Consider the following 14,275-nt stretch of genomic DNA (forward strand, 5'->3'; position numbering starts at 1 on the left):
CTACTTCTTCTTGCCCTTGCCGGGTGAGGTGGGGGTCGGCTCGGGTGCGGGGGCGGGCTCCGGTGCCGGTGCCGGAGTGGGGACGACCGTCTGCTGCGCGGGCGGCGACGATGACTCCGGGATCGGGGCTGTGGCGGTGACCGGCGCCGCGGCCGCGGTGAGGGCAGCGCCGGGCGCATAGCCGTCGGAGCGTATTCGCAGCGAATCGAACTGCGCAGAGCCCACGGTGACGAGCAGGCCGAAGCGCCCGTCGGCGAGGGCGGCGTTGTACGCGCGCGACGCGATGAAGACCCCGTTGAGCGTCAGCGACACCGAGGCGCCCTTGATCGTGACGAACAGGGTGTACTTCGTGCCGGCGACGAGGGCCCGGCTGACCGTCTGATCGACGACGATGCGTCCGCCGGCGACGTGTCCGAAGACGACCGCCTGCGCCGCGAGGTCCAGCACGATGAACTTGTAGTCCGAGGTGCTGTAGTAGTCGTAGACGAGTCCTGCGCGCGATCCCGCCGTCAGGGTGACGGCCTGGGTGATCTCGAGGTAGGCGTTGGGCGACACCGTGCCGCCGATGCCGGCGAGTCCGATGACGGGCCTGCCGCCTGCCACGGTGCCGTTCACGGTTCCGGTCCCGGGCACCAGCGCGCCGCTCGGCATCTGGCCGACGATTCCGGGGCCTGTCGTGAAGTCCTCGGTCACGTCGTAGGTGATGGTGGGTGGCAGCACCTGGACCGAGATGCTGTCGAACTGCCCGCGCGCCTGGTTGGAGCCGACGCCGACGAAGCCCTTGTTGAGGCCGACCGCCTCCCCGTCGATGATCCGCGGGGCGAACGTGTACGTGAACGCCGTGGTGCCGTCCAGCACGACGCTCACCGTGGTGCCGTTGACCGCCACCATCATCGTGTACCACTTGTTCGACTTGACCCCCCCGGTGACGACCGATTGGACGTCCACGATCCATCCCGCCGACGTGCGACGGCCCATGACCAGCTTGTTCGTGGACTGGTCGACGCCGGCGAACTTGAAGTCGGTGGGGGAGAAGTAATCGAAGATGACGTAGGCGTTCGCCTTCCACCCGCCCGTCGGCTTGGTGAGGTAGACCTGCGCGTGGATCTCGAAGTAGATCGGCAGGTACTGGTCGATGTAGTACACCGCCACAGCGTCGCCGGTGGTCGAGGCCGCGGTGACGGTGAGGGCACCGCCCTGTGCCTGGAAGACACCGGAATCGGCGAAGAAGTCCTCGGCGCCATCGGTGAACCCGGCCGACCGCAGCACGTCGCGCTTGCCCCCCGGCACGTTTCCGGGCTGCGGGTCGCGCGGACCGCCGGTCTGGTCCTGCCACTGCGGGTCCTTCTGCGTGACGAGGCCGATCTCGCCGTACGGCTCGCCGTTGCGCGGGACGTAGGTCGCGCCCGAGAGCTGCGCGACCGTGAAGTCCGCGCCCTGTGCGGCGGACAGCGCGTACAGGAACTCGAACAAGGCGGGCGGCACCTGGCGGCTCACGGTTCCGAGGCCGAAGGGCGCGAACGGCACGAGGTAGCTGTTGAACTCGCCGACCCAGTCGATCAGCCGGTCGCCGCCCGTGTTGGCGATGAGCACGTCCAGGCCCGCACCGCCGACGGCGCGATCCTCGTAGGTGCTGTGCGTGTCGGGCTGGGTGTTCTCGCCGGCGGCGGTCGTCAGGACGTCATCGACGTTGAGCAGGTCGTTGCCCCAGCCGCCCCACAGCGTGTCGCGGCCGGTGCCGCCGACCATCCAGTCGTTGCCGTTGTCGCCGAACAGCATGTCGTCGCCGTCGGAGGCCACCGTGCTGGTCGCGGTGCACGTGCCCTGGTTGTTCGACGCGGAGCAGCCGGTGACCAGGCGACCCTCGGTGTGGACGAAGTTGAGGAACCACTCTCCGCCGTTGATGAGGACCTTCCGCATCGGGAAGTACTCGTCGTACCGGTCGAACTCGCCTGTGACGGGGTCGAAGCCGAGGAGTGTGCCGTCGTTGAAAGGCCGGGCGAAGTCGCTGCGCTTGCCGCCCACGCCGTAGCCGAGCGTGAGCGCCTCCGCGCCGGAGATCGCGTCGTCGCCCGAGCCGCCGTGGATGAAGTCGGCGTCCCAGCCGCCGAAGATGACGTCGTTGGCGTACAGCGGCGTGAAGTCCACGTCGAACACGTCGCCGTTGGCCGCGAAGGGGGTGAGGTCCACGCGCTTGGTGAGCTGTCCCGTCGGGAACAGGGTCGCCACCTGGACGCGGCCGGGTGTGGTGATCTCCACCTGGACGCTCGCGGTGGTCACGCCGTTGAGGAGCTCGGTGGTGCCGTTGCGGCTCGTGAAGATGCGACCGTCGTCGCCGAGGATGCCGTCGATGCCGGTGCCGCCCGAGATCCAGTCGTGTCCCCATCCGCCGATGAGGTCGTCGTCGCCCGCATCGCCGAAGATGACGTCGCCGTCGCGGCCGCCGTAGACGGTGTCGTCGCCCGACTCGCCGTGGATCTCGTCGGCGCCGCCGATGTCGTTCGCGAGCGCCCCGGCGGCGAAGTCCGGTCCGCCCGGCGTGTAGTCGAGCATCACGACGGCACGGGGAAGCAGACGCATCTCACCGACGCCGGTGTAGTTGTCGTAGGTGAAGGTGCGGTACTGGGTCGCGCCGCCGGCGCCGGCCGCGACGAGGCGGAGGATGCGGCCGTTGTCGCCCACGATGTTGTCGGAATCGCGGCCGTGCAGAGCAGTGTCGTCGTTGCGGCCGACGTCGGTGCCCGCGCCGCCGAAGATCAGGTCGCCCGTGTCCGGCCGCCGGTCGGGCGCGGCGAGCGAGAACAGGTCGGAGCTGCCGCCGATGATGTCGTCACGGCCCAGGTTTCCGAAGATCACGTCGGAGCCGCCGCCGCCCTCGATGTAGTCGTCGCCGTCGCTCGCCGCCTCGACCGAGGGGTCGAGGACGAGATCACCGGCGGCGTTGCGCGAGGCGCCCACGGCCTCGTCGATGGATCCGTCGCCCTGGATGGTGTCGTTGCCGAGCTGTCCGAAGATGGTGTCGTCGTGCGCGCCGCCGGCGATGTCGTCCGCACCGAACCGGTCCGCCGCGGTGGCGAGGTCGTGATCGAGCAGGGTGATGCGGAAGTCGCTCCAGGCCGTCGGACCCGCCGGGTCGTTCTGCCAGCTCGTCGTCACGTTCGCGGTGCCGGCGGTGGAGGCATCCGTGCTGTAGATCTGGCCGTTGCTCAGCACCCGGAAGCGCGGGCTCGTGTGGTTGCCGAACGTCAGCGAGCGTTCGAGCGACACGTTGTCGCCGAAGATCAGGTCGCGATCGGTGCCGCCGTCGATGCGATCGGCTCCGGTGCCGCCGATGAGGATGTCGTCGCCCGCCTCGCCGCGGATCGTGTCGTTCCCGCCGATCGCGTTGTCGGTGATGCCGAGGGTGATCACCTGGAGCGCGCTCGCGCGGACGGCCAGCTGCACGAAGCCGTGGTCGCCGAGCACGATGTCGGCGCTCGCTCCGGCGGCGATGACGTCGCCGGCGGCGCCGCCGAGCACCAGGTCGATGCCGGAGCCCGAGGTGACGGTGTCGGCCCCGCCGGCCGCCGGGTCGGTGGTCTCGATGCGGCCCGCCGGGAGCGGCACACCGCTCCAGAGAGAGGTGGCAGGTCCGCTGTCGGCGGTGAAGCGTCCGTTGTCGCCGATGACGATGTTGCGCCCGTCCGATACCGCGATCGTGTCGCCGCCGGTGCCGCCGATGACGAGGTCGTCGCCTCGACCGGTGGTGATCGTGTCGTTGCCGCCGAGGGTGGGGGCGATCGACCACACGCGGTCGATGTCGGCCGGCGCGCCGTCGATCGCCCAGTCGATCGACGCGTGATCGCCGATGACGATGCCGGTGCCGTCGGAGGCGGTGGGAGTCTCGCCGCGGTTCGTGGTGATCGTGTCGCCGCCCGCGCCGCCGAGGACGATGTCGGCGCCGAGGCCGGTCGTGATGACGTCGGCACCGCCGATCGTCGGGTCGACCGTGGCGAGCGAGCCGAGCGGGCGCACCGCGCCGTCGGTGACGTCGCCGACCCCGCCGTGGCCGGATTCCGCCACCACGTTGCCGGCCGCGTCGACCCACCGCACCACCCCGCGGTCGCCGAACACGATGTCGCCGCCCGTACCGCCATGGAGCGTGTCGGCGCCGATGCCGCCGAAGATGACGAGCGGCAGTGTCGACGTGTGTCCGTTGACGATGTCGTCGTCGGTCGTGCCACCGGGAAGGATCGCGCCGGACGCGGGCATCGCCGCGGTGACGGACGCGGTCCGGGTGACCTCGACCACCACATGCGCCGCCGATCCGTCGCGCTGCGGCGTCGTGGCGAACGACAGGATCCCGCCGCTCACGGAGAGCTCGGATGCCGTGAGCGGGCGGCCGTTCACCCACACGCGGTACCCGACGAGGTCGCCCGCGGCGCCGAGCGCGTAGGTGCCGGTCGACTGGACCGCCCACGTCGTCAGGTGCAGCAGCACGGTCACCACGTCGCCCGGCAGCAAGGAGTCGAACAGTCCGGCGGTGTCAAGGCGGGACGACACCACGTACTGCGTCGGGTCGATCGTGGTCGTGACGCCCGCGCGGGTGACGGCGATGCCGGCGACGATGTCGGCACGCAGCGGCTCGTCGCCGTCGTCGAGGTCGGTGCCGAGCCCGATCACGTTGTCGTTCGGGCCCTGCGTGTTCAGGACGAAGAAGTCGTCCTCTGCCGCGGACAGGTTCACGGTGACGGTGTCGTTGCCGAGCCCGGTGTTCAGCCACGTCGTCGTCCGCACGCCGGCGCGCACGTGGGTGCCGTCGATCAGGATCGTGTCGGCGAAGCCGCCCGACCAGATGCGGATGCCGTCGGCGAACGTGCCGGCGGCCGCAGCGCGCCACGAGATCCCGGCCGGCGCCAGCCCGGTGACGAAGATCTCGCCGTTCGGGGCGAGCGCCGCGTCCCGCGCGATCGCGGCGGCGGCGGCATCCGTGATGAGCACGTTGGTGTCACCGGCGCCCGCGCCCTCGTCGCTGAGGAGCAGGGTGTGGCGGCCGGCGCCGAGGTCGAGGTTGAGCGTGCCCTGGATGAGGTCGAGGTCGCCGGCGAGGAACTGCGGCTTCTGGGCGAGGCCCACGTCGGCCCGCGAGGAGATGTACACGCGGTCGTCGCCGAGGCCGAACGAGACGTTGGTGATCGGCAGCGTGCCGCGGATGTTGAGCACGTCGCTGCCCGAGCCGAGTGCGAGGTTGAGCGTCTCGAGCCCGACGTAGCGGATGCCCGCCTGCGCCGAGGCATTCGTCGCCGGCGCAGCCACGGCTGCACCGAGGGCCGCCAGCTCGATCGCGATCGGGTCGGCCGGGTCCTCGTTGACCTCGCCGCGGAAGCCGATGAGGTACGTGCCGCCCACGAGCCACACGTACACGCTCCCGGCGCAGCGGGTGCGATCCTGCTGGCCGCAGCTCATCGAGACGCCCGGATCGGCTCCGACGGTGTGCGGGTACAGGAGGGACTGCAGAGCCGAGCGGATGGCTTCGGCCGACGTGCCGGCCGCGAAGGTGATCGCGCCGATGCCGGTGGCCACGCCTGCCTGCACCTGCGACAGCATGACGGTGAACGCGCCGCCGCGCGGCGTGACCGAGTAGAGGCGGTCGAGCGGACGACCGAGCGCGTCGACGGCGGTGCGCGGCGTCATGTCGAGCCCGGTGAGGGTGTCCTGCGTGAGCCAGCCGAGGTTGGCGTTCGTATCGCCGGCGTCACTCACGTTCGCGACATCCGTCCCCACGCCGCCGTCGAGCACCAGCAGAGCCGCCAGAAGATCCAGGACACCGGATGCTGTGCCCACCGCGAACGTGTCATCGTCGGTGTTGCCGTACAGCGGCGCGGCCGCACTCGACGGACCTCCGATCACGCGGGTGTGGCCGTCGATCGTGCGGATCGTGAGGAGGTCGTCGCCGGGACCCGCGTCGATCGTCGTCGTGCCGGCGTGCGTCGACTCGACGGTGAACCGGTCGTCGCCGTATCCGAGGCGGATGGTGAGGTCCTCGAAATCGGCGTAGCGGATGCCGCCGAGCACGGGGCGGCCGGCGAGGGAGTAGTCGCCCGCCATGCCCAGGCCGGTGATGCGGTCGCGGGTGAGAGTGCCGGTGTCGCTCGCCGGGCTGTCCTCGTTGTGGACGACCAGGACGTCCACCTGCGCCGACTCGGTCGCTTCCCCGGTGCTCGCGGTGATCGGAGTCGGGTGGCCCGAGCTCTCGCCGGGCAGCACGATCGGCAGGTAGTCGTCGAGTTCGAGCGACACCGGCGGGTTCGGGTCGTCGCCGCCGGACAGGTACAGCGGACCCTGGATGAGGTGCACGCGGCGGGCGGCGTCGGCGAACTCCTGCACGTCGTCGCCGTCGACCCGCGCATCGTCGAGTGCGCGCACCGTGACGATGACGGCCGATGCCCAGTTCGCGGCCGTGAAGGCGAGGGTGAGCGAGGAGACCCAGGCGCTGCCGTTCCAGATCTCGAGCTGGCGCTCGTGGCAGCCGTTCGGCAGCCCGCAGTCGGCGCCGCCGATGTCGAGCGTGAACGAGGCGATCGCGTTGAGCGTCACCCGCACGGTCTCGCCGGCCGCGGGGGCCCTCGTGAGTCGCACGGTGTATGACGCGGTCGCGCCGAACTGCCCGGCCGTCGCGCCCTCGACGAGGCGGAGGTCGCCGCCCGTAGGCGTGATCACGACGCCCGCCGAGTCGCCGTCGTGCACGAGCACGCTCACGCGATCGACGACGGTGCCCGCGAGCTCCGCCACGTAGACGCGTCCGCCCGCCACCAGACTCGTGCCCCACGGGTCGAGGACGGTGATCGTCGTCGCGGTGTTGCCCGCGATCGTGCGGTAGGCCGCCGTTCCGTTGGCGTCGACGAGACGCAGCAGCGAGCCGCTCAGACCGCCTGCGGCGGTGGGCAGTATGACGCCCGAGAGCGTCACGGTGCGGCGATCGGCCGAGATCGCGACGACCGTTCCGACGAGCTCGCCGTCGGTGAGCGGTGCCGCGTACCCGACGATCGTGAACGCAGCGCCCGCGCCGGGAGCGGCATCCCATTCGCCTTCGATCTCGATGGTGGTTGCGGTGTTGTTCCAGATGCGGCGCACCTGGCCCGCGGCGGGACCGCTCGTGATCGTGATGAGGTGGCCCTTCAGCGAGCCGGCGGCCACGACGAGACCCGAGAAGGCGAACTCGTTCGCCAGCCCGCCAGCTCCCGCCACGGTGCCGGTGCGGCGGTCGCTCGACAGGATCGCGGCGGTGAGGGCCTGCACGTGCTGGCCCTCCACCGCGCTGTCGTCGATCGCCCGCACGTACAGGGTGCGCGCGCCCGCGGCGACGAACACGAGGTCGAGCGTCGAGAACCAGGTGGTGCCGTTCGTCGAGAGCAGGAGGCCGACGGCTGCCGAGACGCGCACGGTCACCGAGCCCTGAGGCACAGAGGTGAGACGGACCTCGTACGTGGCCGTCGTGCCCCCCGTGCCCGCGGCATCGACCGGCTCGACGACACGGATACCGCCGTCGGGCAGTACGACGGGAACCTCGGGTGCGTCGTCGTCGATGACGCGGACGAAGGTCGTCGCGACGAGCGCTCCGCTGTACTCGCCGCCCACCACGATCGCGTCGATGGGAGCGAACCTCTCACCCTCGGCGGCCAGGTCGCCCGTCGCCCGCACGAACACGGTGCGCTGAGCGGTGTCGCCGATCGTGAGGGTGACCGACGTGCTCCACGACACGCCGTCGAGCGACAGCTCGATGGCCCGCGAACGGCTCATCGAGCTCGGGTCGACGGCCGGGCCGGAGAGGGTCACCGAGACCGCGACGCTCGGGGTGCGCGTGAGACGCACGGTCACCGCGCCTGCCGCCGCCCCCTCGGCGAGGACCAGCGACCCGCCGACGGGCGCCACCACGACGGTCGGCTCATCGTTGTCCATGATCTCGGTGGAGATGCCGTCCACGGGCAGCAGCGCCCAGGCGCTGTTGGCCACCGTGCTCTCGACCTCATGGCGGATGAGGCCGGTGTGGCCCAGCAGGTCGTTCGCCTGCACGGCCGGAGCGGCGCTGCCGACCTCGATGCGGTCGGAGCCCAGCCCGCCGAAGATCGACAGCTCGACGGCCGGGTTGGTCGACAGCACATGGAAGACGTCATCGCCCTCCATGCCGTAGATCGAGACCCGCTCGACGTTGACGAACCGGATGACGCGACCCGCGCCGTAGACGCCGCCCGACGTGATCACGAAGGTGTCGCCGAACTCGGTGCCGATGATCACCACGAGGTCGTAGCCTGCGCCGCCGTCGATGTTGACGGGCGCGTTCGACGCGTACTGGATGAAGTTGCGCCCCTCGCCGGCGTTGAGAGACGTCAGTTCCGACTCGCCCACGAACGAGCGGATCACGAACGTGTCATCGCCGGCGTCGCCATACAGATTGAGCGTCGCGACATTGCGGAACACCTCGAAGGTGTCGTCGCCGGTGCCGCCGTAGACGTTCGCGGTGAACGAAACACCGCGCGTGAGCTGGCCGCGTGTGGAGGAGAAGAAGGCGGATGCCGGGAACTCGGTGTCGGGCGCGTACGCGGTGTAGAGCTGGCCGAAGCGGAAGCGGTCGTTGCCGGACCCGCCGTTGACCGTGGGCACCGAAGCGGTGTCGTCGAACGCGAACGTGTCGTCGCCCGTCAGCCCGTTGACGAGGACGCCGCCCGTCATCTCGGTGCCGTAGGTCACCTTCTCGGCTGAGCCGAACTGCCCGGAGGTCGCACCGGGCTGCGAGAGCGCCGCGACGAGGGCGCGGGTCGCGTTCCGGCGGAACAGGAACGTGTCGTCGAGCGACGAGCCGTTGACGATGAGGACGTTGGTGCCGCCGTCGGCCACGTCGAGGGTGTTGATCCGGCTGTTGCCGATGCCGAACAGGTCGATGACGAAGTAGTCGGAGTGCGCGCCCCCGTCGAGGTCGAGGACCTGTCCGTCCATCGGGTTCATGCCGACGGGCCCGGGCGCAGCATTGACCACCAGCCAGTCGGCCCCGTTCTGGCCGAGGACCGTCGTCGAACCCGAGAGCCCCTCCACGAACACCCGGTCGTCGCCGTCCGCCGCCCGGACCGTCGTCGCGGCCGCGTGGGTCGAGTCGACGTTGAGCACGTCCGAGCCCGAACCGAGCGTGAGATCGAGCGTCTCGAACGCGGCATAGTCGACGCGGCCGTCGGTCATGGCGAGGGTGCCGGTGGTGACGGAGGCGCCCGCCGGCACGAGGGGATGCCCGGCGACCGCCGCGATCGTGAGCAGACGCGCCCATCCCGCGGCGCCTGCGAGCGCTCCGGTCCAGGCAACGGTCCAGCGGGTGCCGGCCTTCGTGACGACGACGTTGCCCGCGCCGACCAGAGCGGCGATCGCCGCCTGCACCTGCGCCGCGGTCGCGTCGAAGGCGAGCTGCCCGGTCGTGCCGAGGCCCGCGACGGTCAGGGCGAAACGCCCGTCGACGGCACCCGCGACGGTGACCACCTGCACGAGGCTGGGCCGCGGCATCCCTCCGGTCATCCCCAGTCCCGCCACCGACGTGCTGGTGACGACTCCGATGCGATCGAGCACGGTCGCGGCGTCGTCGAGGAACAGCGTGTCGGTGCCCGAGCCGCCCGAGATGGTGAGGGGCGCCGTGATGCCGGTCAGGACGCCTCCGATGCCGGTGAGGGTCGAGCTGACGCGTACGGTGTCGCTGCCGTCGCCGGTGCTGACGGCGGTGGATCCCGCGACGCTGCGCACGATGACGGTGTCGGCGCCGTTCCATGTGGTGAGGGCCGTCGTCCCGGTGTGGGTGGAGTGGATCGTGAACGTGTCGCCGCCGGAGCCGAGGTCGATCGTCAGCGCCTCGAAGCCCGAGTAGGTGATGCCGGCGGTCATGCCGAGACCGGTGATGCGATCGGAGGTCAGCTCGCCGGTGTTGGGCGCGGTGTCGCCGGTGTCATCCACGGCGAGGAGATCCGCACCGAGGATCGCGCCCGGGCCGGAGCCGCCCGAGACGACCAGGAGCGCGGCGATCGCGTTGACGTTTCCGCCGGTGTTGGTCCAGGTGGTGTTCGTGGTGCCGGCTCCGGCGGCCCGCGAGCCGACCGCGACGCGGTCGGTGTGCTCACCCGTGAAGATGCGGTGTTCGACCTGGATGGCCTGCACGGCCACGCGGTCGCCGCCGGCGAGCGTGCGGATCTCGACGAGCTCCACGCCGGAGTGCGTGATCGTTCCGAGCGTCGTCATCACGCCGGCGTCGTCGAACGCGACGCGGCGGATGCGGTTCGCCTGCGTTCCCGGCGGCGGCGCGGCCACCACGTCGACGATGAGGTCGTCTGGAGCGGTGGAACCCCAGACCTCGAGCCGGTCGGCCCCGGATGTGTCGACCACGTGCACCGCCAGGCCGGTCGAGCGGGTGAGCTCGACGCGCACGAGGTCGGCCCCCGGCCCGGCGTCGAGGTATGCGGTCCCTGTCCACGGGGTGGCCGTGCGCGTCACCCCGGCGACCGTCACGGTGCCGTCGGCGTCGCCGACGAGGATCGTCGTCGCCCCGGCCCCGGTGGACGTCAGGCGCGCGGTCTCGAAGATGCCCTTGAGGTCCTCGGCGATCGAGCCCACGCCGAAGTCGGTGCCGACGGCCAGCCCCACGACGAACAGGTTGCCGTAGAGACCGAAGTCGCCGGTGGTGAAGGATTCGACGAGCGTGTCGCTGCCGCCGTCGTCGAAGAACTGATCGTGACCCGGCCCACCGGTCACGGTGTCGTCGCCGAGTCCGGAGTCCAGCACGTCATCGAACATGGAGCCGACGAGTGTGTCGTTCTCGGTGCCGCCCCGGAGGGTCAGTGCGAGCTGGTTCGCGGTGACTCCGGCGGCGGAGATCGAGTCGGCGCCGCCGCGACCCTCGACGACGAGCGCGTCGCCCTGGCCGCGCACGCCGCCCGAGATCCAGACCGCGTATGCGGCGCCCGAGGTGCGCGTCACCCTGGTCTGGCCGCTGTCGGTGGTGACGGCGAAGGTGTCACCCGCCGTGTTCGAGCCACGCACCGTCACGAGATCGGTGCTGCCGGTGCCGAGCGCGACGTCGACCCGCGTCAGCCCTGACGAGTTGCCGGTGATGTCGTCGAGGGTGATCTGGTCGGCTCCCGCGCCGGCGTCGACGATGAGGCGCTCGATCGCCGAGGTGGTCTTGACGACGCCTCCGAGGTCGAGGCTCAGCGTGCTCGAGGCCGGGTTGGCGACCGTCAGCAGGTCCGCTCCGCCGCTCAGCGAGAGCGTGAGCGTGTCGGTGCCGGACCCGCCGATCACGACCTGCGCGTCGCCGGAGGTGAACACCGCGACGGTCGCCGTGATGGAGTCGTCGCCGGACCCGCCGTCGTAGCGGCGGGCCAGACCCGAGAGCGTGTCGTTGTCGCCGCCGCCGTTGAGGATGTCGGTGATGCTGCTGCCGAACAGCTGGTCGTTGCCGTCGTCGCCGTTGAGCGTGACCGTGCCGGATCCGGTGTGACGCAGGATGTCGTTGCCCGTGCCGCCGTTGACGGTCGCGCTCGCCGTGCCGGTGACCGTGATCGTGTCGTTCTCGGAACCGCCGCTGAGCACGCTGCCGGAGCTCGAGCCCTGCAGCAGGATCGTGTCGTCGCCGGACCCGCCGTCGATGGTGACCGGGATCTCCACGCTGGGGTCGATGACGAGGTTGTCGACGCCGTCGCCGAAGTTCGCGTGGATGCGCTGCACGTTCGCGTACGTGCGGGAGTACCCGAACGCCGTAATCCGGATGGTCGCGAGCCCGTTGTCGAGGCTGCCGATCTGCTCGATGAAGACGGTCTCGTTCGTCACCGAGGTGGCGACGTTGCGCGCGGTGCGCTGCGGACTGCCGCCGACGTTGACGTAGAGGTCGCGATCGGTCGAACGCCATGCGCGCAGGTCGTGGTACGGGTCCGGGTTGCCCGTGGTGCCGTTGCTGGCGAGGTAGGGCACGACCGGGAACGACACGGTCCCGATGGTGAAGGTGTCGCTGCGCGAATACCAGGTGCCCAGGATCTTGAACCGCACCGTGATCTTGAAGCGCAGGGGCACTTCGCCGAAGCCGTCCCCGTCGCTGTCGACGCCGTCGCGGGAATCTGCGGAGACGGAGAGGTCGAGCCCGACGCCGAGGCTGATCTCGAAGATCTTGAAATCGAAGTACACCTCGACGCTGGCGCCGCCGCCGATGAACAGCGTGTACCAGACGATGCCGTCGTCTTCGTGCTTCAGGAACGACACCTCGAGGTGGAACTCGCCGCGGATGCCCATGAACGAGCCCCCGAGCTGCATGCGCCCCGACAGCTTGAGGCTGAAGTTGCCGTCCGAGTTCAGGAAGATCGATCCGGACAGGTCGGCGATGAAGAAGTTGAGCGTCGCGTAGGCATCGAGGTACCAGTCGCCGGAGGAGTACGTCGTGTCGGTCGCACCCGTCTTTCCGACCTCGATCGTGAAGCCGGCGTCGAAGCTGAACAGCCGCAGGAGCGTGACCGAGCCGGTGAGCTGGAGCTTGAATCCAGGATCGACACCGTTGCGGCGCTCGCCGACGGTGTTGATGCGCAGCTCGCCGCTCGCGCTCAGGCTGAAGATGAACGCATCGGCCGAGGCGCTGACGGCCACGGCCATCACGAAGCCGTCGTCGTACACCCCCGCCCGGCCGGTGGCCCGGAACGTGAGCCCGGCGAGGTTGAAGTCGACGCCGAACGACATCTCGAAGGCGCCGGCCGCGATCCGGATCTCGGCGAAGCCGGAACCCCTGGCGAAGCCGAGGAAGTCGATCGCCCCGTCGAGCCGGAGCAGGAATCCGGGCGCGACGCTCGTCGAGCCGATCATCTTCGCGGACCCGGTCGTGTTGAGCTGGATGACCGCGCTCGCCGAGAAGCCGATGCCGATGTCCTCGCCGAAGCCCACGTCGAGGGCGATCGCGAACCGGGCGACGACCCCCTGGCTCGTGATGGAGAAGCCGGAGTCGACGATCGTGAGCTCCCCGAACGGATCCAGCGCAGCGCGGCCGTTGACCAGGAGGGAGAGCTCGGACGCGCTGATCGTGAGCACGACGTGCCCCGTGATCTCGAGCACGTTCAGCACCTTGAGCGACCCGTACATCTCCAGGCGGAAGCCGGCGATCACGTTGATCGTCTGGTTCTCGACGATGAGCCGGTCCTGCGCATCGCGGGCGAACCCGCCGAACACCGGGCTGCCGTTGACGGTCTCGGTCTCGACCACGAAGGTGCGGATCTGACGCGCGTTCGAGAAGGTGTTGATCTCGAGGAGGAACTGGCCGTTGAGCGACAGACCGGGGATCGCGTTGACCCCGAGGGTGAGCTGCACGCGGCCCACCACGCCGGTCTGCGCGCCGACGTAGACAGCGAGGTTCAGCGCACCGGTGAGGGATCCGAGGTAGGGGATCGTCGTGCCGACCATCCCGTCGACCTTGAGATAGGCGGTGCCCGTCGGGTCGATCGCCGCAGTGATGCCGATGAATCCGGTGAGGGTGAACGCTCCGCCGATGGTCAGCTCGGCCTGGATCGCGGCCACGACGTAGATGCTCGGCCCGGTCGCCGACGGATCGGGCTGGCCGTCGATGCCCGGGGGAGCGGCCGGGATGTAGAACACCGGCGCCTGCCCCGGCAACAGCAGCGGCAGGAAGGCGTTGGGAACGACGAAGGTCTGATCGGCGAGCGTCGTGTTGAAGATGACGTTCACCGAACCGGTGGCCGAGAAGAGCGAGCCGACGTCAGGCAGTCCGATGCCGACTCCGGTGGCGACGCGGATGCTGCCGGCGACGCCGGGCAGCGGGCCGTCCGTGCGGATCATCAGCAGACCGGTGACGGAGCCGTACTCGAGCCTGGCCGAGCCGTAGCCGAACGAGAGGTGCCCGGTCAGGAACATGTCCATCTTCGGCGTCGGGGGATCCAGCGAGATGTTCAGGTACACCCCGCCCTGCACCCGCATGAGCTCCGTCCCGCCGGGGGCGACGATGAGCTGGCCGAGGATCTGGAACCCGAAGCTGAACGGCTGCAGAACGAACGTCTCGGTCAGGTCGGAGCCGCCGGGACCGACGCCGGGGAGCGTGATGACCTCGGTCTTGACCTCGTTCGTGAGGTTGATGCGCAGCTGCGCGGAGCCGTCGAGGTGGATGCCGAACTGCTCGAGGAACTCGAAGTTCATCTCGACCGACGCGACGCCCCAGAACTGCGGGATCGGGTGCATCGGGTTGGTCGACTCGTCGCCGACGAGCAGCACGAAGCGCCCG

Annotated in this window: 1 protein-coding gene (running past one end of the window); it reads right to left on the bottom strand. The window is 70.2% G+C overall.

From position 1 onward, the window contains the following. Positions 1–14,275, bottom strand: partial view of a hypothetical protein gene (locus tag ACFVSU_RS02200; RefSeq protein WP_387137409.1) — the final stretch only. 23,171 nt of this gene lie beyond the right edge of the window; the window shows 14,275 of its 37,446 coding nt (coding positions 23,172–37,446); the start codon falls outside the window, past its right edge; it ends in the stop codon at positions 1–3.

This window comes from Microbacterium sp. NPDC058062 (assembly GCF_042885375.1).
Lineage (GTDB): Bacteria > Actinomycetota > Actinomycetes > Actinomycetales > Microbacteriaceae > Microbacterium > Microbacterium trichothecenolyticum_C.